This window comes from Pleionea sp. CnH1-48 (assembly GCF_024124665.1).
Taxonomy (GTDB): domain Bacteria; phylum Pseudomonadota; class Gammaproteobacteria; order Enterobacterales; family Kangiellaceae; genus JAMXSB01.
The window spans coordinates 204934-230035 of record NZ_JAMXSB010000006.1 but is presented as its reverse complement, the minus strand read 5'-3'; the positions used below and the strand labels follow the sequence as shown (position 1 = coordinate 230035).

The following is a 25102-nucleotide window of genomic DNA, read 5'->3' as shown; positions in this document are numbered from 1 at the left end:
TTATCTGGGCAAGATATGTTTGAGGGAGTTTGTTCTGCAATAGAGTACTGCAAGAGCTAATGAGCTCAGGTGATAGGAATGCAAGTTAAAAGCAATGAATGCGCTTATAAATACGTTATAATCGACTTAAAATTAAATAAAAATTAATTGGATACCTTCTTGGAACATAACCAGCGATATCAACTGGGCTCTTGGGTTGTATGTCCTCGAACGAATACCTTATCGAATGGAATTGACACGCGCGCTATCGACAATAAAAGCATGCAGGTGCTGCTGTATTTAATGCAGCGTAGCGGAGAAGATCTTACAAAAGGAGAGATTGTTAAGCATGTATGGAGAGACAGTTTTGTCGCCGATGACATCCTATCTGTAGCAATAAGTAAAATTCGAAAAGCCTTGGGCGATAATGCTCGTAGCCCGACCTTTATTAAAACATTGCCGGGTGTCGGCTACATACTCATTGCAGAGGTTAGCAAAATAGAAGACACAAAAGAGGCCCATGCCAAATCGACTCAGCCGATGCTTTCCTATATTGGTGTTATAAGTTTACTTCTTATTATTGTGCTGTCTCTCTATTTTGTTGTTCGCGATAAAAGCTCACCTTCTGCCTCATTGAATATTAACTCCATCGCTGTTTTGCCTTTCGATGATCTGAGCGTACAGCAAGATCATCAATATTTCTCTGATGGACTGTCTGATGCCATTATCAATCAACTGTCTCAAATCCCGTCACTAAAAGTCATCTCTCGCTATTCCTCTTTTACCTATCGAGGCCAATATAATGCGACCGACATTGGTCAGGAGTTAAAGGTAGCGGCTTTACTCGATGGCAGCGTGCAAAAAGTAGGGGAGCAGATTCGTATCAATGTCCGAATTTTTAGTACCGAAGACGGACAGCAACTTTGGTCTAAAACGTTTGATAGTGACAGTCAGACATTATTTGAGCTACAAGATAGTATTAGTGCGGCTATTCAAGACATTATTCAGCCGGATGGCGGTCCTCGTGCCAGTCTTGCTACAAAGCATGAGCGTGAGCCGCTCAAAAGAATCAATACTCAGGCTTATGAATGGTATTTGATGGGGCAATATCACTGGCGCCAGAAGAATCCTAAAGCGCTCAACAAAGCGGTTACTTATTTTCAGCATAGTCTTGAGTTAGAGCCTGATTATGCCGAAGCGCATATTGGCTTGGGGATCACTTATTCGCTCCTTCATCATTGGGCCAACTGGAGTGAAGAAAAGGCCATCGAGGCTGCATTACCTCATATTATGAAAGCACTGGCCTTGAAGCCTGATTCTGCGAGAGCTTTAGCAGCAAAAGGCATGGTCTTGACCGATAAAGCTTATTATCAAGAAGCCCGTTTTGGTGAGCTTGATTCGACGATGGTTCAACAGGCACAACAAGCGTTTATTCGTTCTCTTGAGCTTGATGATAATGCCACGACTCATCACTGGTATAGTAAGCTGCTAAAGCGCTTAGGTAAGAAGTCGGAAGTTATTCAACACATGAACCGAGCGATTGAGCTTAATCCGCTGTCGGCATCACTGAAGCGTTCTCTAAGCTTTTATTTCCAATCACAAGGTGAGCAAGATTCAGCGCAAAAAATGTATCTCCAGGCGTTAAGTCTCGACTCCGAGTATTTTTCTCAGGTGATTGATGCTGTAAAGATGAATCGATATACCCCAGAGTTAGTTTTGGAAATAACTGAATGGTATTTAGATAATGCTGAGCTTTTTGAGACGTGTTCGAGTGATGAATATTGCGAAGAGTTGGCCTTTATCTATTTAAGCATAGGGGCAAATAAAATGGCTCGGGAGCTGAATACCAAGTTGATGCCGCAACATCTACACTTTCGTGTTTTTCTCGATGCGATACAGGCTAGTGAGCTAGGGGATGATAGCCGAGTTGTGTCGAGTATGGAGCGTCTGTATCAATATCATCCTACTAACAAATTGAATTTATTCAGGCTCGCCACGGCCCAGTTTCGCGCAGGAGAGTTCACACTGGCTGAAGGCAGTTTACTGCAACTGCACCCAGAGTGGCGTGATAAGACGTCTATTCGGTTAACTAAAGTGACCGCAGATAACTACTCCTCGCTGGTGCTGTATGCGGCTACTTTGGCCAATTTAGATGAGAAAGAGGCGGCTGATCTAGTATTTAATAAGATGCAAAGGTTTCTCAAACAGAAGCGAATATTCGATAGTGTTCAGACAGAATTTACTTTGGCAGAAGTTAATGCGCAACTCGATAACAAGCCACAAGCTTTAGTGCATCTGAATAAAGCGTTAGAGATGGGCTGGCTCGAGTCTTACAATAGAGAATGGTGGTCATTACAGAATAATCATCTTTTGCGACCTTTGCATGGAGAACCTGAGTTCAATACGTTATTGAAACAACACCAGAAAAAGCTTAATGAGCTAAGAGATAGAGTGACTCAAAGGTTACGTCAAAGCTCTACTTCAGTTGAATAGAGTCTTTTAAAACCCACTCGAGTTTTGACTTTATCGACTGGTAATTGGTTTAGGAAATGCTAGGATAGTTGAAAAGATATCTGCGATAGTTGGCGCTTGGAGAAGCTTCTCACGAATAGAGTCATTATCGGCTGAGATCTGTTCCCATCTATTTTCAGGTTACAGTTCTGCATTGTAAATGAGGACTGAGTCACAAATACGGCAAGTGAGAATCTGGTACTTTTTAAAGGTTTACTATTGGTATATTGGAATATGATTAAAATCCCAAATTGTTGGCTCTAAATGTCTGGCATTACTTACTTATACATCGCCCTGTTTCTGATCAACATTATGTTGAGTGCCATTTTCTTTCTGGTCTGGAAGAATATAGAACGGCAACCTTATACTTTGACATGGGCCTGCTTGTTTGTTGTTTCTACATTAAACTTTGTTATTAATGCGCTGAATAGTTTTTTTCCGAATAAAGATCTCTATTGGATTTTCGTTAATGCCACCTCTCTCATTATACAAGCATTAGCTTATGTGGGATTTCGACAACGTGCGGGTCTGAAAGCCTGGCCGCGAGAACTTATTATCTATCTGATCGCTGTCGAGTCGCTTATCGCCTGGTTTACTGTGGTTCAGCCTCATACTGGATTAAGCATGGTGTTTGCTCCTTATTCGGCTGCGGTGCTATTAAGTGGTGCTGCCTGGACACTTATTCGAGTACCCAGAAAAATTCGCGCATCAGAAAAAGCGACGGCAGCTATTTTCTTTTGCTACGCATTTATTCAGTGGCTCATGGGAACGGTCGCTTTGCTCCAGGGAGCTGAACCTAATAGTTACTATTACAGTTATTATCAGATGATTAATCATTTTTCGGCCGCGCCTGCCTTAGTAGGGTTAGGATTATTTACGGTCTTTATATTGGCCGAAGACATGTCTCATCGCATGCGTCGTTTAGCGAATAATATTGAGCAGATGTATGAGAGCAAAAAGCAGCTGTCGGCAGATATTTCTCATGAACTCAGAACACCGCTATCGGTGCTTCGTATTCACCTGGAGGCACTGGAAGAAGGGATTTCGGAGCCTGAAGAAAGCTACGGGATGTTAAGGAACAAAATAGAACAAATTGATCGGTTAATTAATGACCTCTACTTTCTGTCAAAAGCAGACGTGAATCAACTACAATTTGTTAAAGAGGTTTTTCCTGCGGTTGAGTTATTCCGTGAGTTGGAATTGACCTACAAAACACTGGCTGCTGAGCGAGGGCTTGAGTTTTCTATTGATGTTCAATTAGATGATGAACTTGAGTTTTTGGGCGATTATCAAAGATTGCTTCAAGTTTTGGGCAATTTAATGAATAATAGCTTGCAATATACCGATAAAGGAGGAGAGACTCGAATGAGTGTCAAAGCGCTTTCCTCCGCATGCCTTATCATTATCGATGATACAAAGCCGGGTGTGTCGGATGAAGATTTGCCCAAGCTGTTTGAGCGTATGTTTCGGGTAGATGCGTCGCGCAATCGACGAACTGGTGGCTCCGGGCTTGGATTGTCGATATGCAAAGCCATTATAGAGGCACATCATGGAGATATTCGAGCGGAACAATCCCCTCTCGGCGGTCTTCGAATCATTTGTAAAATACCAATGCATATATGAAGTGAGTGGTGATTATGATTAAAGTTTTAATCATCGAAGATGAGTTTGAGTTAGCGAGTATGCTGGCAAAGTTTTTGTTGCGCGATGGGATGAGCGTAGAGTTACTGCATGATGGCTCAAATGCCGTTGAGCATATTAAAACTCACTCGCCAGATATTGTTTTGCTTGATGTAATGTTGCCTGGTATGAATGGAATCGATATATGCCGAGAAGTTCGTAAGTTCTCTTCTGTGCCTATTATTATGACAACGGCCAAAGTGGATGAAGTTGATCGTCTGTTAGGTTTTGAAATTGGTGCCGATGACTATATTTGTAAGCCCTATAGTTCTAAAGAAGTGGTAGTCAGAGTTAAGAATATTTTACGTTTGTATAACTTCAAGAAGAGTGAGCAACCTGATGGCTTTGTTTTAGACAAAAAGCAATATGCAATCAGTTTCAAGGGAACAAACATCGAATTAAGCCATATCGAATTTCAAATATTTTCTTTGCTTTACAATAACCCTGGCCAAATCTTTTCTCGTGATCATATTATTGACCGGGTTTATGTTGAAGGAAAAGTCATTTCTTATCGAACCATTGATAGCCATATAAAAAATTTACGCAAAAAAATCAAACAAATTATTACCGACAAAGAATGTATTCGAGCCGTTTATGGTGTTGGTTATAAATATGAGCCAGTGATGGACTAAGTCTTATGCTGGCTATTCTGATGACAAATAATGTAGCTTAATTGATACAAATTAACTCCTTGTTGCGTAAATAATTACTTTCTATACCCGCACTAGTTGATACTATTAGTATCTCCTAATTCAATAGTGTGTATTATTATGAAAGCAGTAGTTGTTATTTTTTCGACACTTTTTTTATTGTCGGCATGTTCTGTTGCCGAAAAAAATGAATCTTTAGCAGGGCAGTCAAATGAGACGAAAGCCAGCGAAAAACGTGAAGATATTGCTAAGGCAGAAAAAGTCTGTGACCGTGCTAAACAAAAGACCGGATCGCGCTTACGTAAGAGAAAATGCTAAGGCTGGTCCATTAGAAGCCAGAGCTATACTCTGGCTTTATTATTGTTGTTCACAACTAAGGCGTCTGTTTACTGTAGTATCCAAAAACTTTTTTGAGTAAGTAAGACGTTCTTTCTATTGGATTGTCTCTAATAAGTTTTTCTTCTTCTGCCATTTTTACAAATAAAGCATCGGTTGCTTTGCTAGTAATATATTGATCAAGATCGATATTTTCTGGCATATTGATTCCAAACATGGAGCCATAACCATTGATCTTATCACTCAGCTTTTTGTACTCTTTAGTTACGCCTACTTTTGACGTTGCGTCTGTCACTATGGGTAAAAACTTATTTGTTAAAGCCTTGGTGCTTGTTTGTTTAAAGTAGTTCGTTGCTGCGTTGTCGGGCCCTTGTAAGATGCCGATGACATCGCTAACACTCATTTGAGAAATCGCCTGCTTAAACACATCCATCGCGTGGGGTAACGCTTTTTCGGCTGAACGATTCATACTGAGTTCAAATTGATCGACATAAGATCCCAGGCCGAATTTTCTGGCTTTTTCGGTAATGTTTTGAATATTCTCTGGTAAAGGAATTTTAAAAGCACTTTGGCTGAAGCCTCCTTCTTTCCCTAGGCTGGAAACTGCACTGCCCGCTCCTTTAACCAAAGCTTCTTTGATCGCGGATGTTGATTCTTGTTGACTGGGTACTTGATTTTCTAGTGCTATCTGACCCAGTGCTTCGACATAAGGTTGTGCGGTTTTACAGCCAGCTAAAACTAGCATGAGGCTAACAAGGATTATTTTTTGCATAGTGAGACCTGTGGATTTATTTTGTTATGCTCGTCATTACTTATAAGTCAAAGTCACTCTATTGTCGAACATAATTCTATGGAAAGTGTGGCTTATTCAAATGAAGTGACAGACTTGAGCGTTTGATAGGCATCCAGTGCTGTTGCTCGAGATTCCTTTAGGTCAACAATAGGGAGGGGATAGTTCTTCCCTAGAATGACGCCCGCGTTATTTAGAGTTTCTTCGGGAGCTTCCCAGGGAGCATGTAAATACTTATCGGGTATGTGCTTTAGTTCTGGAACGAATTGACGAGTATAGTCTCCCTGTTCATCAAATTTTTTGCCTTGGGTGATGGGGTTGAAGATTCTAAAATAAGGTGCTGCATCGGCACCACAACCAGCAATCCACTGCCAACTGGCACTGTTGCTGGCAAGATCGGCATCAACCAGACAATCATAGAACCAAGCAAGTCCATCGCCCCAGTGTTGCAGTAAGTTCTTCACCAGAAATGAGCCTACGATCATCCTGACCCGGTTATGCATGTACCCTGTTTGCCATAATTCTCGCATGCCTGCATCTACGATAGGGTAGCCAGTCGCACCTTTCTGCCAAGCTGTTAAAAAGTGATTATTTTTTTGCCAAGGAAAATAGCTGAACTTTTTTTGCAGTGGTTGACTGGTGAGTTCTGGGTTATGGAATAACAATGAGTAAGAAAATTCTCTCCAGGCTAGCTCTCGTTTTAGATGCTCGGTATTTTCGCTACTTTCTAGTTGGTTTACCTGTTGCCAGATTTGGTGAGGTGAAATTTCGCCCCAATGAATATGTGGGGACAACCGTGAAACACTTTTCTTCGCCGGGTAATCTCGCCCTTGCTGGTAGTTATCGAGTTGATGCTTAATGAAACTCTTCAGTTTCTTTTGAGCGGCTTGTTCGCCAACTTTCCAGTGAGCCATCATGGTGTCTGGCCAGTTAAGAGTCGATAGTAAGGCTAGATCTGGTAACGTTAATGTATGGAATTTTCCCTCTGAAAAGGTGATGTTTTGCGGAGCTGAAAGAGGAGCCCGAGGAGGGATGCTTTGTAAGCAGCCTCGTTTATAAAATGGAGTAAATACTTTGTAGGGTGTTCCATCCGCTTTGAGGTTTTCCCAAGGTTCCCACAGTAATGAAGCATTAAAACTTTTGGCGTTAATCCCTTGGTTGAGCAAATGCTTTTTAATTTCCGCATCCCTTTGTGTGCGCCAAGGTTCATAACATCGATTCCAATAAACTGTTTTTATAGAGTGGTGCTCACACAACTGGCGGATGACAGCGAGAGCGTTACCTCTATACAGTTTTAAGTGGCCGTTAAGAGATTCGTTAAGCGCTGACAGAGAATGGTGCAGCCAGATTCTGCTCGCGGCCCCTTTTTTATCTTGTTTGGCATTATCATCATCCAAAATAAAAATAGGTAGGATCTTTCCTTCACGGCTTGCATTAAACAGTGCGGGGTTGTCACTGAGCCGTAAGTCTTGGCGAAACCAACATATTATTGTCGACGATGACATAGCATTTATAACCTGTTGTTCAAACCCAGTTCTTCTGGATAAGGAGCCAGATATCTTTGTTGACGCAGATAAAGATTATCGGACTGATCTATGTAATGTTTTAACAGAGTAAGGGGAGTGACCAGCGGCAGCTCTCCTTTGCGGTAACGCTCGATAATAAGAGCGATATGCTGTCTTGCTTTTGATGGCACCGTCTTTTTTAAATACCCAGCAATGTGCATGAGGGTGTTGGTATGGTTTTTAGAACTTGCTGGACGACTAAGGGATGTCATCAATAATGTTTGGTAAGTTGGTATTAAATCGTCCAGTGAATATTGCTTGCCATTAGCCAGCAAGCGGCCAAGTTTGCGATAGCTTTGTTGGCTATGTGCCATCACCACATATTTATAACGACTGTGAAAGTTAATCAGTGCTGTGAATGAAGGTGCTTTGAGCACTTCGTGGCGAAAATAGTGGTGTGCATAAACTCTTAAAACAAAGTTCTCAAACAGTTTGGCATCGTTGAGTCGTCCCTCTTCTTCAATTGGAAGCAAAGGGTAGCGCTCTCTTAACGCTGCTGCGAATATTCCGCGTCCCTTTTCTGGGTGGGGGTATCCATTCTCCTGATAAACCTTGATTCGATTCATGCCACAGCTTGGCGAGTTTTTCATAAGAATGTAGCCGTCAAGTGACGCAAAAGACTCCAGTTTATCTTGAAAGCCTGCTGTTAGCTGTGCGGTAAGATCGGCATGGCTATCGTCGCTGTAAGTGAGCGTTGGGTTTTGTGGATCGCCAATTAGACGCATGGTTGGTCTTGGAGTGCCAAATCCGGCTGCGACTTCTGGGCAAAAGGTCGTAAAAGAAAAATAGTTTTGCAGTCGGTTATTGCAGATCTTGGAGCGACTGTGGCCTCCATTGTAGCGAACATCTAAGCCAGCAAGGCAAGCACTTAAGCCAACTTTGACTTTGTTTTCGATGGGGTGATCGGGGGTATTAGCTTGATGGAATGCTATAGGGATGGATGTATCGTTGCTCATAAACGTCTCCTAAATGATAGCCTTGCTAATATTTGTACTCGCTTACTTCCTACTTTTGATGCCTGATTGGATATCTTGTACAATAAATATTACTGTATAAGAAAATATTGTACAAGTTTTTTGTTTGTACAATATTTATGTTCCTGCACCTGTAAGATTGAGCCGCTTTATATGACCTTGAGTACTATGGATAATGAGCTTTTTCCGATACGTGAGTTGAGTGCTAAAACTCATGTTAATTCCGTTACGTTGAGAGCCTGGGAAAGACGTTATGGCCTATTGAAGCCAAAAAGAACGGCAAAAGGCCATCGTCTTTATTCTGAAACTGATGTGCAGCGAGTCGCCAAGATACTTTATTGGACTCAAAGGGGAGTGCCAGTTAGTAAGGTCAAAGCACTGCTTGCCGAATCGGAAGAAACTCAAAGCCACGAGACGGATACTGAAGAAGCCCACTTATGGTCGCAGCAGCAAAGTAAGTTGTGTGAGCTGGCTTTGTCGTTTTGCTCTCATAAAATTGATAACTTTTTAAATCAATGCTTTGTTGATTACTCATCGGCGGTGGTTGCGACGCAGTTAGTTGAACCTGTGATGGCCTTGTTAGAAAAGCAATCGGGTGCGGCGTTTCAGTTTTTGCAGAGTGAGTGGGTTAAATTTGTTGTCATTCGTATTGCCAGTGGCAACAAGGCGATTTCGAGTAAGCAGCTTCCACCACTGCTACTGATTGCAGGAAGCCCTTCACCCATCTGGCGTTTGATGGCTCTGGCTATTCAGCTAAGTGATGCGGGAAGACGAGTCACTTGCATCACCTTGCCCTGTGATATGAGCACTTGGATACCTATCGTTAAATCCGAACATGGATATCAGGTTGTTTTGTATCAGGATGGTCACTGGAAAGAAGATGAGATTTCCAGACTCAATAACGAAGTGCAGGCGGAGGATTCTTTGACTATATGTGGAGCTGCGGCTGTTATTGCTGAATTGGAATCTCACTTTCACATTTACTCAAACCCGCAGCAGTTGTTATCAGGCTGGCTTCAATAAAGTTAGTGAGCAACAGCTGCTAAATTCTATAAATATATTATCGATTTATACAAAAGCCCCGCTTTTTGATCTACATCAATCGCTCAGGTTGTAGATGCAGTACTCTGGCGCTCATCAAGTTTGAAAGACGTCTAGAGGAGTTTGTTATGTCTTTTAAGTTTTCATCTATTGCCAAAGTAGTGATTGCTGTTTTAAGTATTTCTAGTGTTTCTTCTCATGCTCTTGAGTCGGGTGATTTTATTGTTCGTCTGGGTATTGCTAATGTGAACCCTGACGTTGAAAGTGGCACGCTAAAGTCTGGCGGGGCCGATGTCACTTTAGGGGGAGGAACAACAACTATTGATGTTGATGATAATAGCCAGCTTGGTTTTACCATGAGTTACATGCTTGACGATAGTTGGGCTTTCGGATTATTGGCAGCAACACCATTTAAGCATGACATTTCTGTTCAAGGTGGGTTAGCTAATGCTGGGCTGGATACGATTATCGAGACTCGTCATTTGCCACCGACATTTACCGCACAATATCATTTCCCAATATCCAAAACCGTTAAGCCTTTTGTCGGTGTTGGTCTTAACTACACGCGCTTTTTTGATACTAAAGCGACCGCTGGTTTAGAGGGGGCCGCAGGTGCTACGGATGTTTCTCTTGATGATTCATGGGGACTCGCTTTAGAAGCTGGCGTTGACTTCGAAATTGCTGATGATTGGTATTTTAATGTGCATGCGTGGATGATTGATATTAATACCGAAGCGACTCTTAATACGACTAACTTAGGTAATTTAACATTAGAAGCTGATATTGATCCTGTTGTTATTATGTTAGGTTTTGGTAAAAGATTTTAACACTTTAGTGTAAGTGTTTTTGTAAGGCTTTAGGAGTTTATCTCTTAAAGCCTTATTTATGAGTATTTTAATATGAGTTATTGGTATTTGAGTTACCTGAAAACTCTTTATACTTTCTAATCATTGTCTAATTAATTTCTCTAATACTTCTTCTTTTTACTAGATATATACCACACATCAATTATTGTTATAGATAGGGATGTAAAACAGATTAATCTGTCGTCAAATAAGAGACTTTCTCGAATGAGCTCCAAAGCTAGAGACGCTGAGTGGTATCTATCAATACTGAATGCGATTAATGACCTGATTCTTGTAAAAGGCGATCGTTCTAAGCTGTTGTGGGCAAATCGTGCATTTCTTGAATACTATGGTATGACCAACCAGGAATTGCAGGATATTATTGATGCACCTCATAGCGATCCTGATGATACCGTTCAGTATGTAAAGGATGACCATTATGTTTTTTCTAGTGGTCGTATGTTAGATATTGCTTCTGAACCAGTGACAAACTCTCAAGGAGAGACAGCTTACTTTCATACTATTAAGAATGCCATTTTTAATGATGGTGGAAAAGTTGAGCGAACGGTTGGCGTTTCTCGAAGAATAAGCGACGACCAAGTTATCCAGCACTCTGCAATTGAACGAAGTGAACGGAAATCATCCCTTAATGAGTTGCGTACTTTGGTTCGTCACTTGCCCTCTGCTGTGGCAATGTTAGATGTGAAGCAACGTTTTCTTTGTCTTAGTCAACAGTGGAGCCAGCTACTAGGTTATACCGGAGATGATTTGACCGAATCTTTTTTTGAGGACTATTTTGCTTCTCAATTGCCCATTCAAACTACACTTGAAGCAGTGCTTTCTGATGGTGTTGCTAAAACGATTGAGTCGATATCCATTTTGACTCCTGAACAAGAATCTATCATCGGAACCGTTCATATTCATCCTTGGTTTTTTCCTGATGGCGCTGTCGGAGGTGCTATTTTATTAATTCATGACATCACTCAACTTAAGCAATCAGAGTATCAGTTAAAGCGAGCGAACGAAGAGTTAATGCAGTTTAACTACCGAGTATCTCATGACCTTGTTGCTCCTCTAAAATCCATCAAAGGGTTAGTTCATATTTGTCAGGAGGAGTTATATAGCAATCCAGAAATGATTGAGAGTATTCACCATAAAATGATTGCGAGTGTAGATAGCTTAAGTTCATTAGTGAATGAGCTTTTTAATTTGGCTAAGGCTGATATTCAATGTGATGATAATGAATTGATAGAAATGAGTGAGTTCATAAACTCTTTGCTCATTCTTCATCAAGAGGCTATGGATGAATCTCGTATTCACTTGCATTTGGATATCTCTGTTTCAGAAATATTAGGTAACCGTTCAAGAATACGGCAAATCATAGATAACCTGCTTTCAAATGCCATAAAGTACTATGATAAAAAAGAGTCAGAAAGAAGTATATGGATAACAATAAAAAGGGAGAGTGCTAATATATTAATACGGGTTTGTGATAATGGCCTTGGTATTGATGAGTCGATACATGATACTGCGTTTGATATGTTTGTCAGAGGCAGCGCTCAGTATTCAGGCAGTGGGTTAGGTTTGTATCTTGTTCGAAAACACATCGAGAATATGGGTGGTGAGTATCACATTCAGTCTTTTAAAAAGAATACCGTTGTTGAAGTGTCTTTTCCAGTGAGAGAGTGATAATGAAAACCATTCGATCCGTATTAATCGTTGATGATAATCAAGCCGATATTGAAATTGCGTCTTACTTTCTCAATAAGAATGGTAATGTTCGAAATTTATTGGTGGCAGAAGACGGAAAAGAAGCTCTTTCTTTGTTCGAGCAATTTCAAAGCTCTTGTGTCACCTTGAATGGTAAGTTTCCGCCAAGAGTTATTTTGTTGGATATTAATATGCCAAAACTGAATGGCTTTGAGTTTTTAGAGCGTTATGCTGAGCTTAATCTTGATTTCAATCAACCCGTTGTCATCCTTATGTTAACCTCTTCGGAGTTTGTTGGTGATATCGAAAAAGCAGATAACAATCCACTTGTTCAAGGGTATATTACGAAGCCTTTTTCTCGAGAGAAAGCCATCGAAATTTGTGAGAAATTTGGAGAGTAACAAACCCACTACGGATTGGATTAAATGTACAGCACCCTTATCCATCAATATCACTGCACACTAGCGTGACGGCCATCGTTGTGAACTCCTGTTTTAATTTGTTAGTATTGGTTCTTATTTCTTCTCAAAATATGTAACCAGGACCTAACTATGCTCTCTGTGTTTATTAAACGTTTTGTATTTGTCGTTGCTATCTCTTTTTTTGCACATGTTAAGGCTGGAGACTTAACTGGGGTAAAAGCTAAGAACTTAATGTTTCCATCCAGTGATATAGTAACCGCCGGTCAGCCCGTCGCCGATGACTTTGCATTATTAAAATCTGCAGGTATAAAAACGATTATTAATATGCGTACAGATAAAGAGTCTATCGATTTTGACGAAAAAGCACTGGTTGAGTCGTTGGGGCTTAAATATGTCTCGTTACCTATTGCTGGCGCAAGCGGCGTTTCTAAGGAAAATGCCATGTTGTTGCATCGAGTGCTGACTGCCAATGAAGGCAAAACTTTGATTCATTGTGCCAGTGGCAATCGAGTGGGAGCATTATTGGCGCTTCGAGGATTTTATGCTCAAAATTTATCAACAGAAGAAGCTTTAGTTTTGGGCAAAAAAGCTGGTTTAACTCGTCTGGAAAGCAAAGTTGTGGAGCAGTTGCGTCAAGAGTCATTAGTAGATAAACCGCAATAAATTAGCGCTTAGTCGAATACCTTCTTTCGGAGTGCTTTTTTGGCACCATGACGGTTTTTACTATTTAAGCGCCGTTGTTGTGAAGATCGCGTTGGCTTAGTCGGCCTGCGGTTTTTTTGTATCTGGCTCGCTTTTTGAATGAGCTCCACGAGCCGTTGTAGCGCATCTTCTTTGTTTTGTTCCTGAGTTCGGTATTGTTGAGCTTTTATTATAATAATACCGTCTTTACTGATTCTCTGATCTTTGTAGTTAAGTAGTCGTTGTTTATAAAAGTCCGTTAAGGGAGATGATTTGATATCAAACCTAAGGTGTATGGCGGTCGACACCTTATTGACATTTTGTCCACCAGAGCCTTGAGCTCGAATGGCATTCAGTTGAATATCATCTTCGGTTAACTGCAATTTAGTAAGGTATGGATGCATCGTTGAGTCTTAATAAACATTATGGTGGAACTCATACATTGTGAGTGACTTCTGGTGGTATTGGCAAGTTATCTTGTGAGAGTTGAGTTAAAAAGCCGTCTGGATTTGACGATGAGTGGGAGGCTGCCAGCCAGGGCAACCTCTAACATGAAAGAGCTTGCTTATTTTAATAAGTCTCCAACATAGACGTAGACATTTTTGCGTTCCGAAGCTGAGCCTTTGATGCAGGTAACACTAAAGGTTTGAGATCTATCGATAAACAGAGAAGCCGAGCCATTGGTATCTGTTGGTATTCCATCGACGCTACATCTGTCGGCATCTATCGCATTAGGATGTATCTGCACATAACCTGGGCTACTTAAGTATCGTGGACTTGCGTAAGGCGCGAATGAGGGCTCTTCTGTAGTTTGCAAGTAAACGGTTGCTGATTTACTCACCTGTTTGTTTCCGTTTGTACAGGTCACCGTAACGGTCGTGGTTTCTGCGGGTGAAAGTAATCTTGTACCAGAAAGCCCGGCAGCGTGAATCGGTGCGCTGACACTGCAAGAGTCGGCGTTTTCAGCACTCCACCTGAAACTGGTTGAATCTCCGTATCGAATAAGAGAGGGAGTAAATGACGCCGAAATAGAAGGTTCTCCCTGAGCGGCTGTTACCGATAGATAATCAACAGCGCTCCCTTGGCCACCGTTGGCTCCATAACATTGAACTTGAGCATAGAGGCTGGTTGTTGCAACAAAAGAATGATAGCCAGATGTTCTGTAGTTGCCTGTTAAACCTGGAACACCTGTGATGATACAGGCCGAAGTATTGTGTGAGTTCCAGGCAAAGGTTACAGCTTCTCCTACTACAGCCTGACCAGGTAAGAAGTTTGCGAATACTCTCATGTCATTCTGTATAGGCCATTGACCCGTCGCAGACTTTTCTTCTGCTGATAAGGGGTTGAGTATCGCCAGTGCCAGTGAGCTTATTAATACCAGATTTTTCATAGTTGTTTCCTGTTGTGATTATGAAGTGGATTAATTTCCACCTGGCCAAGCTAAATAAAAGGAGAGGTTATGAGCGACAAGCTAAATGAGACGGTTGTTAATCTGCTTCGGTTAAAGCTTTACAAGTAGATGTAAGGAATTGATTTTATAGATGTTATCTATGGCTTCAAACAATCATTGTGAAATGGAATGGTCACAATAAGGCCACAGTGGGCAGAGCTGGAGTAGTGTCTAGAGTCCAAATAGCAGGAGAACTGATGTTCAAATTATGTGTGAGCTTTAGATGCCTGGTTTTCTACAAACTCAAGATACAGAATAACACTGTAGAATTTTTATACAGTTGTCGTCGTCGTTGGCCAAGCGTTTCTATTCCGTCTAAATATTGATAAAATTGCCCTAAAGGGTAGTTTCAGGAAATTAATTATGGGTCGAGCCTTTCAAAACCGAAAAGAATCTATGGCAAAAACGTCTGATGCGAATGCCAAGGTATATAGTAAATTTAGTCGTGAGATTTATGTTTGTGCTAAATCGGGAGGCGTCGATCCTGATGGCAACCTTGCTTTGCGCAGCTTACTAGATAGAGCAAAAAAGAGTCAGGTTCCGGCTCATGTTATTTCAAAAGCGCTCGATAAGGCAAAAGGTGGTGGTGGTGAAGATTTCGCTGTAGCTATCTATGAAGGGTATGGACCTGGCAACACCATGGTGATCATTGAGTGTCTGACGGATAACCCTAATCGTACGTTTGGTGATGTGCGTCAGTGCTTTACTAAAACCAAATGTAAGATAGGCACCCAAGGCTGTGTTAGTCACATGTTTGACCACTGCTCTATTTTGGTCTTTGCTGGCGATGATGAAGAAGCGGTACTCGATGCATTGATGGGTGCTGATGTCGATGTCACTGATATTGAAAACGAAGATGGAAAAATTACTGTCTTTGCGCCACATACCGAGAGCTTTAAAGCAAAGCAAGCGTTAGCGGATGCTTTTGGCGATATGGATTATGATGTTGATGAGATCCAGTATTTGCCACAAACAACAACGCCTGTCAGTGGTGATGATGTTGAAATGTTCGAACGATTTTTAGAGATGTTAAACGATTTGGACGATGTTCAAAATGTTTATCACAATGCCGAACAATAAGTGAGGCAATAACGGCGTTTTTTCACAACGCCGTTTCTTTTTGGCGTCATGGAATGATGCGTATGGATAGAGCGTATTTTTATTAGGAAATGATTAAGTCGGGTACGATATTTAATGACTAAACAAATGATTGAGTTCTCTCATTGGCACATCGATATTGAACGTGGAATTATTACTGATCGTGAGGATTCATCCGAGTCCAAGCTGCCTCACAAGGCTATGCGAGTTCTCATATTTCTTATCGAACGAGCTGGACAAACCGTCACAAAAGAAGAGCTGATCAATGACATTTGGAAAGGTAATGCTTTGGTGGGTGAGCAAGGTGTTAGTAATGCCCTGTGGCGTATTCGTAAAATATTAGAAGTCGATACGTCGAATCCTCAATACATCGAAACGATTCCCAAGGTAGGATATCGATGGATTGGCGCTGGCATTAAGGACAATACAAAAAGCACAGAAAGTCCATCGAGAAAAAAACTGTCTCGTCTCACTCGTCGGCATGTTGTTTATATCGCTTTCGGGCTTGTTTCTCTCATTCTTTTGGCTGTTGGAATGAATCTTCAACAAAAAGCATCCTCGAGTGAGAAGGATTTTCAAGTGCATTCGGCCTCTAATCATTTTGGTCTGGAGAGTTTCCCTGCGATATCCGATGACGGTAAGCAAATGCTCTTTAGTTGGAGAAAAGGTGGACGTAAAGATACTATTTATCTCTCTTTTGATAAAAACAAAGAGCCTATTCCATTAACTGATGGTAAGCACAATGATATTCGGCCGGTATGGTTACCAGATAATGAGCACTTTGTTTTTTTACGCAGAGCCCATAAAAGTAATCGTTGTACGATTGTTCTATTTTCATTATACAGCCGAGAAGAAGAAAGCTTAACAGAGTGTTCTCTTACTGGAACTGAAGGATATTCGCTGAGTGTTTCTCCTGATGGAAATTATATTGCTTACAATCTAACTGATCAGGTTGACGGTGAATCGATATCAAGAATTAACGTTTATTCGATAAAAGATAAATCCATTCGTACGCTCGTTTCCCGTAACAGTGTATATACCGATGTGCTTGCAACCTGGCATCCTAATCAAAAAAGTATTTATTTTGTGCGACGTACTTCTGCCGATGAGTTACGCATTATGTCTACATCGGTGAAAGGCGGAAGCATCCAATACGTTACCGATAATGTGAGCCCTGATATCAAACGCATTCAGGGGTTAACCTTTGCTAAGTCGGGTGAGTTATTTATTGCTGGCCTGGAGAAAGCACCTGGCAATGCCGATATTTTTCGCTGGGTTAAAGATGAACGTTCGCTAAAGCGGATTGATACTTCTCCACATCACCTTAAAAATCCATGGTATGACAGTGCCAATGAGCGACTCTATTTTGTGGAGTACATTCATAGCTCTCATCTAGGAAAGATCGATTTAAGTAATGAGAAGATAATAACTAGCGTACAGCCTTTTGTGCAAACGTTTAAAACGGATCTGTATCCAACTTATTGTACTGGTGTTGATCGGGTCGTTTTTGTTTCTAATGCATCGGGGGAGATGAATCTATGGTCATCAGCGGTGGATGGCAGTGATATTAAGCAGTTAACATCTTATGATAAAAATAGTTTAGTATTGGCGCCTCAGTGTTCTCCTGATGGACGCTATGTGGCTTTTACTGGAGTTGTGCCCGAGATTAATCCTTCCAGAGAATGGCGACTCTATGTTTATGATCGGCAGTTGCACAATACGGTAGCGTTATCTATCGATCAGGAAACCTTTGCGCCTTCATGGGGAGCTACACCCGATGAGATTTATTCGGTACAAGATGGTGTCGCTGAGCCAACGCTTTGGTTGAGTGAGTTTCGACAGTCGGGCAAGTTTAATAATCTTGGTTTGCCGTTTGCTGTGATTAAATGGAACCCCGTAGGTGAAGGCCTTTTTGCATCGAATTTTGCAGGAGAGATTTGGCATTTACCTTCGCTAGAGCAGGGGGATAATAAAGTGCGGATGATTGATAACGTGGATGAGATGGACTGGGGTAATTGGGACGTTACCGACGAGCATCTTGTGTATCTTCACAGAACTCTTGACAATGATGAAATCATTCTACTTGATCTAAAGACCAAAGTAAGAAGTACGGTAGCAAGATTGCCTTACGGTACGATTCATTCGAAAAGAAATATGACAGTGAATCTAAAAGCTCAACAGTTGGTCGTCGGATACTATGCCAAAAGAGTCTCTCGAATTTCTTACATTCAGATGTGATAGTGGGCTTCAGCATCTTCCTTGACGGCTGAAGCAATTCCTTCTGTTATTCCTGTTCGATGGTTTCTAACACTAAGTTATCGAATAGTAACTCTGCATTTTCACTATTGATCCAGTTGCCAGCGACGTAGACTTTCACGTATTTGGTTTCTGGACGGAAGCTGTGATGATTGTTGTACCAAAGGGCACCTTCAAAGTCTTGCTCGAAGTGAGTCCATTGGTTTCCTACATGCTGACCGGCAATGTAAATATGTGCGCTACTGGCTTGATGATTCTTTATCACCGTTACTCCGGGGATAATGTCATTCATAACCTCGGCAGGAAGCGCCGCTGCCAGATCAACTTGGTTGTTACCCAGTGTTTGATAATGGTTGCCCTGCGTTGGATCGATGATGTGTTTAGGGCGTTTGCTGGTGTCACCATCAGGATAAATACCAATACCTCGGTAAAGATTCGATTGATGCAGTGGTGCCCAACCTTGTAGTGCGTTATCTGTTTGAATGCTGGTAGCATTAAACGAAGAAACGACACCGTCATTACCAGCTCGATTGACCATAATTGAGCGAATTAACTCGTGATTTTCGTCATAGCTTTCGAAACCGAAGTAGATAAAGGATTCGTTCTCATCCACCGATTTAAAGTCACCGCGCAAACGATACTTCTTGGCGATATCGACTGGCAAAAAGCCACTGGTCCATTTTTTTGCTCCTACCATGTGATAGTGGTTGTTTCCGTTGTCTAATAGCGTATTGGCGTCTATCAGATGATCGGATTTATCGTCAGCATTAAACCGATAAGCGTCCATGTAGTAGTCCCAGACAAAAACAAATTGGCCGACAGCACTTTGAGCGGGAATAATTCCAGATGTATAGAACTGGCTAGATAGAGTAAGCGTTCCTGTCTCATAAGGAGTGACGTCGAATTCTATAGGTTCTTCTGGGTTTCCATGGCAGTCGATGTTAAAGCAAACGAGGCTAGAAGGGCTGGCTTCGGTAGAGTTTAGATGGCTCGAACCCTTGGCGACGCTAACATCCAGTCGGCCATTACGATTTCCCACATCGAGGAAAAACGTCGTGCTTTGTCGACAAAATAGTAAGCCAAGCTCTGGCTCTGGAGTCGTCACATCGGCATTACAGGTAGCAACAAGGTTTCCTGTATAAACGCCTCCAAAAAACATAGTGGTTGATACATCCACCGATGTCGCCATCAGTCCATCTATTGCATCAATGCCTACCGCCATGTCATCAAGGATTGGAATACCCGAAAGAGCAGGGCCTTCATATATTCTTTCTTCTTTTTTTCTGGGGGGCTTGTCGCCTTTGGCGATGGTTTCTACTTCCAATGTATTTTTCGCAAGAATGTAATTCGTATCGTTGGCTGTTGCCCAAACAGATAGACAACTAAGTGTGAGTAAACTAAGTTTCATTAATTTCATAAGTTTCCTTTTAGCCATTAGGTGGGCTTGTTAAGTCATTGGGTTTTAGTGTTCACTGTTTGCGACAGGAACGGTGCCAAACTTATTGAAAACTCAGTGGCTGAACCATCATTTTGCTCTTAAATTTACTTCACTTTTATATAACATCATTTTAAATCAATGGGTTATGGATTGCTTGAGGATACTGGAAGATGGGTTAAGTGAGCCACTGAAGGATAAAGCTTGAGTGATAAGTAGCCTATCAAAACGTCATCATAGGAAAGAGATTCTGATTAATTAGCTAAAGATGCTGATCGTTGACCTCAATTGAGAGCCAGCGAAGCCTTGCTGTTATTGATCTAAATCGATATAGGCAATGCTGGATACATTTTTTACAAAGTAAGTAATTACTAATTTATTTTGTTGTTTTAAATAGGTGAGGCTTTTCCCTTTCCTTATCAATCCTGATGGGAAGGTTGCTAGTGGTGTATTTTGATTATCCACGAAGGATATTTGTGTGAGCTGATCCTGTTTTGGAGTTCGAGTTAGATAGATGAGCCCATTATCTGTGACCTGCCAATTACCCCAGTCATCAGGATGAATACCACTGACAACAAGTTGTTTATTAGCGGGGTTATCGAGTGTAAATCGCCAAATTTCTCCTTTGGCAGTCATACCCAGGTATTCTCCCGATTTTGAGCCTGCCTGAATATAGCGATATTTGATATTGGTTATGGGGGTGTTTGTTGAATGCGCCAAATCGTGCAGGTGCATGTGTTGTCCATCACTAAAGAATAGATTTTGGCTGTCGAGGCTCCAGGAAGGAGCCATGGGGCGAGTTATTGCTGACAGTAAACGAGTTTGCTGGGTCTGGATATTGTACAAATAGATCCCTCTCTGTCCCTCTGATTGAGCATTAGGAATGATGCCATCAAAGGCAATATTCTGGCCATCTGGAGAGCAGGCGGCATAGGCTACATAGTTTTGTGGCGGATAGTCTGTCAGTTGTTGAAAGTGCTCTCCTGTTTGATCGCTAAGCCATAGGTTTAAGCGACCCGATGTGTTAGATACAAATGCAACTTGGCCTGATGTTTGGCAGTAGGTTGAATGAATATCAGTGCCAAAAGTTTGGATAAAGGGTGTTATGTGAGGCTTACTAGAAGAAAGATTAAGCTGACCCAGATGAGTATCATGATAACGTTTCACAAAGTAGAGTCTCTGATCAGCCAAAGTTAGGTCAATCAAATGATGTCCTGATACTTTTAGCTTTGAGAGGGTATGGTTGTTCCGCTGATAATGGAACAAGCTTGCATTGCTGCTGTCCTCTAGCGTTGCCAGCAAATAAAAGTCAGAATCGTTCTGAGGGATGAAGCCAAAGACTGTTTTCAGTGTGTTTGCCAGAGAGGGACTGACTGAGTTTACTTTGTGGGTGTCGTGATGAAACTGATACAAAGCAAAAGAGCTGTCGGTTTTGTAGCGCAAAAAATAAAGTGTACTGCTGTCTGCCGACCAGATCGGAAAAACATCGGATGTGGTGTCTGCATCAAATGGAATAACCTGAGATGTTAACCTTGTTAGAGACAATAACATCAATCGAATGCGCCGCTTCTTTTGATGACTGTCTTGAAGTGTATAGGCAATGTATTGACCATCAGGGGACCAGCTTAGTGAAGCCGAAATAGCATTAGGCATGGTGCATTGAGTGAGTTCTTTCTCTTTATGAGTCGTCAAATTGTATTCTACGACGTGACATAACCCTTGGAGTTGGCGAATAAAAGCAAAACTTTTTCCGTCAGGAGACCAGGAAGCTCTAATATCTTGTGAAGAGCCATTTGTTAATTGAATTGGAGCCGAATCATCGACTAAGCGTTTAAGAAATATTTTGGTTGGTGCATTCTGTTCTCCCCAACTAAACAACATACTTTTTTGGTCAGGAGAAATGGCTGGGTAGCGTTCTGTTCCATAGTTATTAGATTGATTGTGAAGCGTGTAGGTTTGCAGAGTCTTTTTTAAGGTAACTGTATCGTCATCGAGCTGCCAGTAAAGTAGCCCTAGAAAAAGTATCAAAAGAAGACTTATAGATAGTATTGCGCAAGATGATAACGAAGGTGTTGGATCTGTTTGGAGCGGACATAGCCATTTGTATCCCTGCTTGGGGATGGTTTCTAAATAAATCGGATGTTTAGGATCTTCGTTTAAGGCTTTTCTGATACGCCATAAGGCATTGCTGACGCCTTGCTCGCCGACCAAAGTGTTTCCGTTCCAGACTTTTTCTATTAATGTGTTTTTGGAGACCGTTTTACCATGGTGAGCAATCAGTGTAATAAGAACCTGAGTGGTTTTGTGAGGTAACTTTGATGACTCTTGGGTTTGTTGATTTTGCAGCAGACCTTTTTCGGTGTCTAGTTGCCAGTGTTTAAATTGTATAAGATGGGACTGTGTTGTTTGCGGTAATTCCATGAATAATAGTATGTATTTCGCTGTGCGAATAGTCGATTCATCTGATGCTATTATAGCGGTTAATTAACACTTTTTTGAAGGTCATTTATCAGCATCTTAGTGTTGTTGATATCTCATTTTGCCGAAATAAGGTGATAAAAAAGAAAATGACTTATTTGCAAGTCAACGGGTAATCTGACTATACGTTAACAGATACATAAAGCAAATCATACGTTGATGCAGAAAGGAGAACATGATGAATAAACTGTATGGGGTTATTTCGGGCATTTTTTCTGTCATGCTATTGGGATGTGATGGCAGCATTTCTGTTCAGCAATCGAATGACGTGGTAAACGGTAAGCTGGTTGTTGATTTTAGACAGTCGCATCATGGTTGGCATTCTGGATTCGCGGATTATCCACAGCAGAATAATTCTGATTTTAACTTGATAGCCCGCCATGACATTTTGCCTGAGCCACTTGATGAGAACAAAGCTCAAATGCTGTCGGGTAATAACTTAAGCTCCAGTCTTTTTATGTTTCTAACACGTAAAGTTACTGGGCTTGATGCCAACTCACGATATGATCTTTTGTTTACGGTCACCTTGGCCTCTAATGCCCCACAAAACTGTGTGGGAGCCGGTGGCGCACCTGGAGAAGATGTGTATATTGTTGCAGGTGCCAGCACTCAGCAACCTAAAGCTGAGCTTGTTAATGAAAACGGAACAACAATGTACCGTATGAATATTGATCATGGACAGCAAAGTATGGGGGGGAGTGATGCTATTGTGTTGGGAAATTTTGCCAACTCCAAAGATTGTTCACAACAGAATTTTGATTATGAACTCAAAGGTTTGAGTAGTACCAATATTCAGTTTACTGCCGATACGGATGCTAATGGCAATCTGTGGTTATTGCTGGCCAGCGACTCTGGATTTGTTGGTACAACGGCTTTGTATTTTGTTGAAGCGACCATAGAGTTTACCAAATTATAATCTCGATGTTGCTGCTTATTAAGTATGTAAGCGCACCAACAGAAATACTATGGAGCTAATGAGTCTTTTCTATTGGTGTGCAAAACTATCGCAACTCATATTCAGACAAAATAATGTTTGAATCATCTGAAGAAACATAAACCAGATAGATATATTCATCGTTTACTTTCAGCTCGAAAGTAAACCAGTTGTCTGCAGTTGGATTTTGTTTTAACGAGGCGAGAGGAAACTGACCTTGACGCTGCCTGCTTATTAAATCATAAACACCGATCACCAGCTGGTCTTGACTTTGTTCAAATAGGTACAATTGATTGTTATGAATATCCCAGTAGTCAGTTGTCAGGGCGAAGTCATTAAAAATACGCCAATCTTTCTTTTGGTTATGTTCTGCTGTGTCGGCAAAAGGTGTGATGGAATATAGATGGTTATCTTCTACTGTCGAATAGTAAAGCTGGCCACTGTGATAATCTAGTCGTAGTACGTTTGCATCGCTAATTTTTTTTAACGATTGACTGGTTAAGTCATAGAGGTAAAGCCCCCATTGATCATTAATTTTTACGCTCAGAGCTAGTGTTGTTTCATTAATCCAGATTCCAAACTTTGATTCATATTGCTCTAGTATGCTGGTATGTTGCTGGCTGGTTTTGTCAAAGATAAAGGATTGATATCGATTTTTATGAGTGTAAACACCATAGAGCAGTTGCTGGCTGTCTGAAGAGAGCTCGAGGCAAGATAGAGCCTGGTGGTTTAGTTGAAATAGCAGTGTTTTCTTTTTAGTCTTTTGATCAAGTTGCCATACTTTGTTTAGTTCATCAGCAAAAATCAATTGCTGGTCATTATCAATCACTGGATTGCTTTCTTCCAGATCGGAAAGAGTGACAGCCTCTATGTTTGAGTTATGGCCAAGTTGATTGGAAATTCTGGCAATATCAGTATTAAAGTCTCTCTTTGATATCACCATCAAAGCGTTTTTCGAACTGATGTCGATACCCGATAGCTCCCGTTCAATGACCTGATCGATGACTCCTTGAGTAGGAGAGATAACCGTAACACCTGGCCGCTTGCCGTCGGTTTCTGTGACTAAAATCAGTTTTTCTGTGACACTAAGCCCTGCGATATAAGGGCTTTTATATAGGTACTGAGTTTGATTGGTCTGAGTATCTAGTACTCCCACTTCGGCGTAGGTTTGCAAAGTGTCTCTCTTTACAAAAGCAAGGTAACGGCCATCTTTCAGAAAACGAGGAAAGTAAAGGTGAGAATTAGCCCCGCTGGTTTCTAACAAGATTTTTGTTGTTTCTGAGTTTGTTCCTTGTTGCCGTATTTGTCGCGCCCCTGTTGTTGGGTTGATCCCCAGATAAAGTGGCGTATTGGTTGTTTGTGCCCAACCTGAAGTGTAGTAGTGAGCGATAGGAGACCAACAAGAAGCCAAGGTTTGTTGGGTACTATCAATTAAGGTAAGTACCTTTTGCTCACAATAAGTTTCATTGTAGGCGGTGTAGGTGACTTTTAGACCATCAGGAGAAATACTGGACGCGAGTAGGTTTGTTCCTTCCTGTAGCAGTATTTCTTTATTACGGGCTTCGTTAATTGTGTACATAAATAAACGAAAATAGCCATTAACCTTCTTACTGTAAATGACATAGTTACCGTTAGGACTGATGCTTGGTTTTACTTCTTGTGCTGGCGAATCCAGAATCAATTCGCGCGACTTGAGGACCAACTTAGTTGTGGATGCCGCAGTGGGGTGTTGTCCATTTAGGATAAAAACGGCAATCAAAATCAACATAAACAGCAGCACTGCAACCAGAGCCCGCTGAGAAGAGGTTTGAGCTTTTGTCTGTTGAGTAGCTGCTTGTTCAGGTTTTGCTGTTGGCGAGGTGATGGGGTGTTTGAGTCGGTAGCCTTTTTTAATGACCGTTTCTATATATTGTGGTTGGCGCGAACTGTCTCCCAGCTTTTTGCGTAGATCGGCGATGACTCGGGTTAACAGCTCATCGGCACCGATTCGTTTATCCCACACTTTTTCTAGCAATAATTCTCGTGATACAGGATTAGGGTAATGATTGGCTAATACGACTAAGACAATCATTTCTTTGGGAGCCAGTTTGATGGCTTCGCCATTCAAGTAAACATGGTCAACTTGAGGGTCGACCTTTAGATCGCCAATATAAAAATATCCGTCGGTCAACTTTTACACCGTTTATCTTTACACTTAAAAGATTTAATCATTATACAACGAAACTGCCCCTTATTATTTTGTGTTGATAGAAATCTTTCTGGACCGC

Annotated in this window: 20 protein-coding genes; 12 read left to right on the top strand and 8 right to left on the bottom strand. The window is 41.4% G+C overall.

Features of this window, described 5'->3' with window-relative positions:
• Positions 1-159 precede the first annotated feature (159 nt).
• The 4 genes from NH399_RS11405 to NH399_RS11390 all read left to right on the top strand — a co-directional run bounded on the left by NH399_RS11405 (position 160) and on the right by NH399_RS11390 (position 5138).
• The gene (locus tag NH399_RS11405) at positions 160-2472 is read left to right on the top strand and encodes a winged helix-turn-helix domain-containing protein (protein WP_253040359.1); all 2313 of its coding nucleotides are present in this window, start codon (positions 160-162) and stop codon (positions 2470-2472) included.
• Between the two features lie 282 nt (positions 2473-2754).
• A complete protein-coding gene (locus NH399_RS11400) occupies positions 2755-4113 on the top strand; it encodes a cell wall metabolism sensor histidine kinase WalK (RefSeq protein WP_253040358.1) in 1359 nt (452 codons plus the stop codon).
• A gap of 14 nt (positions 4114-4127) precedes the next feature.
• Positions 4128-4802 (top strand): response regulator, encoded by a 675-nt coding sequence (locus tag NH399_RS11395; RefSeq protein ID WP_253040357.1) that lies wholly within the window; start codon positions 4128-4130, stop codon positions 4800-4802.
• Positions 4803-4940: 138 nt separating this feature from the next.
• Positions 4941-5138: a hypothetical protein gene (locus NH399_RS11390; RefSeq protein ID WP_253040356.1), complete on the top strand. Its 198-nt coding sequence runs from the start codon at positions 4941-4943 to the stop codon at positions 5136-5138.
• A 55-nt stretch (positions 5139-5193) separates the two neighbouring features.
• Here the strand turns inward: NH399_RS11390 and NH399_RS11385 are convergent, their stop codons facing one another.
• The 3 genes from NH399_RS11385 to NH399_RS11375 all read right to left on the bottom strand — a co-directional run bounded on the left by NH399_RS11385 (position 5194) and on the right by NH399_RS11375 (position 8467).
• Positions 5194-5928, bottom strand: coding sequence for a DUF4197 domain-containing protein (locus tag NH399_RS11385; RefSeq protein WP_253040355.1), 735 nt, complete (start codon positions 5926-5928; stop codon positions 5194-5196).
• 92 nt (positions 5929-6020) lie between these two features.
• Positions 6021-7451 carry a deoxyribodipyrimidine photo-lyase gene (locus NH399_RS11380; protein WP_253040354.1) on the bottom strand — a complete coding sequence of 477 codons (1431 nt, stop codon included), beginning with the start codon at positions 7449-7451 and terminating at the stop codon, positions 6021-6023.
• 5 nt (positions 7452-7456) lie between these two features.
• The gene (locus NH399_RS11375; protein ID WP_253040353.1) at positions 7457-8467 is read right to left on the bottom strand and encodes a DUF523 and DUF1722 domain-containing protein; all 1011 of its coding nucleotides are present in this window, start codon (positions 8465-8467) and stop codon (positions 7457-7459) included.
• A 171-nt stretch (positions 8468-8638) separates the two neighbouring features.
• Here NH399_RS11375 and NH399_RS11370 point away from each other — a divergent pair, with 171 nt between their 5' ends.
• The 5 genes from NH399_RS11370 (at position 8639) to NH399_RS11350 (ending at position 13166) form a co-directional block, all read left to right on the top strand.
• Positions 8639-9508 carry a MerR family transcriptional regulator gene (locus NH399_RS11370; protein WP_253040352.1) on the top strand — a complete coding sequence of 290 codons (870 nt, stop codon included), beginning with the start codon at positions 8639-8641 and terminating at the stop codon, positions 9506-9508.
• A 146-nt stretch (positions 9509-9654) separates the two neighbouring features.
• The gene (locus NH399_RS11365; RefSeq protein ID WP_253040351.1) at positions 9655-10353 is read left to right on the top strand and encodes an OmpW family protein; all 699 of its coding nucleotides are present in this window, start codon (positions 9655-9657) and stop codon (positions 10351-10353) included.
• 243 nt (positions 10354-10596) lie between these two features.
• Entirely contained in the window at positions 10597-12060 is a 1464-nt protein-coding gene (locus NH399_RS11360) for a PAS domain-containing sensor histidine kinase (RefSeq protein ID WP_253040350.1), read from the top strand.
• Between the two features lie 2 nt (positions 12061-12062).
• Complete coding sequence (locus tag NH399_RS11355; protein WP_253040349.1) at positions 12063-12482, top strand: response regulator; 420 nt, start codon at positions 12063-12065, stop codon at positions 12480-12482.
• Positions 12483-12632: 150 nt separating this feature from the next.
• On the top strand, positions 12633-13166 hold the full coding sequence (locus NH399_RS11350) for a beta-lactamase hydrolase domain-containing protein (protein WP_253040348.1): 534 nt from the start codon (positions 12633-12635) through the stop codon (positions 13164-13166).
• A gap of 8 nt (positions 13167-13174) precedes the next feature.
• On the opposite strand, the gene arfB is transcribed toward NH399_RS11350, so the two are convergent.
• Both arfB and NH399_RS11340 read right to left on the bottom strand, forming a co-directional pair.
• A complete protein-coding gene (gene arfB / locus NH399_RS11345; protein ID WP_253040347.1) occupies positions 13175-13588 on the bottom strand; it encodes an alternative ribosome rescue aminoacyl-tRNA hydrolase ArfB in 414 nt (137 codons plus the stop codon).
• A 161-nt stretch (positions 13589-13749) separates the two neighbouring features.
• On the bottom strand, positions 13750-14574 hold the full coding sequence (locus NH399_RS11340; RefSeq protein ID WP_253040346.1) for a hypothetical protein: 825 nt from the start codon (positions 14572-14574) through the stop codon (positions 13750-13752).
• 423 nt (positions 14575-14997) lie between these two features.
• Between NH399_RS11340 and NH399_RS11335 the strand changes: the two genes are divergently transcribed.
• Together NH399_RS11335 and NH399_RS11330 are read left to right on the top strand one after the other, a co-directional pair.
• Entirely contained in the window at positions 14998-15714 is a 717-nt protein-coding gene (locus NH399_RS11335) for a YebC/PmpR family DNA-binding transcriptional regulator (RefSeq protein ID WP_253040345.1), read from the top strand.
• A 114-nt stretch (positions 15715-15828) separates the two neighbouring features.
• The gene (locus tag NH399_RS11330; protein ID WP_253040344.1) at positions 15829-17970 is read left to right on the top strand and encodes a winged helix-turn-helix domain-containing protein; all 2142 of its coding nucleotides are present in this window, start codon (positions 15829-15831) and stop codon (positions 17968-17970) included.
• A 46-nt stretch (positions 17971-18016) separates the two neighbouring features.
• Here NH399_RS11330 and NH399_RS11325 read toward each other — a convergent pair whose 3' ends face one another.
• Together NH399_RS11325 and NH399_RS11320 are read right to left on the bottom strand one after the other, a co-directional pair.
• Positions 18017-19405 (bottom strand): hypothetical protein, encoded by a 1389-nt coding sequence (locus NH399_RS11325; protein ID WP_253040343.1) that lies wholly within the window; start codon positions 19403-19405, stop codon positions 18017-18019.
• Between the two features lie 330 nt (positions 19406-19735).
• Complete coding sequence (locus tag NH399_RS11320; protein WP_253040342.1) at positions 19736-21844, bottom strand: winged helix-turn-helix domain-containing protein; 2109 nt, start codon at positions 21842-21844, stop codon at positions 19736-19738.
• Positions 21845-22076: 232 nt separating this feature from the next.
• Here NH399_RS11320 and NH399_RS11315 point away from each other — a divergent pair, with 232 nt between their 5' ends.
• On the top strand, positions 22077-22817 hold the full coding sequence (locus tag NH399_RS11315; RefSeq protein WP_253040341.1) for a hypothetical protein: 741 nt from the start codon (positions 22077-22079) through the stop codon (positions 22815-22817).
• 85 nt (positions 22818-22902) lie between these two features.
• On the opposite strand, the gene NH399_RS11310 is transcribed toward NH399_RS11315, so the two are convergent.
• On the bottom strand, positions 22903-25005 hold the full coding sequence (locus tag NH399_RS11310; protein WP_253040340.1) for a winged helix-turn-helix domain-containing protein: 2103 nt from the start codon (positions 25003-25005) through the stop codon (positions 22903-22905).
• Positions 25006-25102 lie beyond the last annotated feature (97 nt).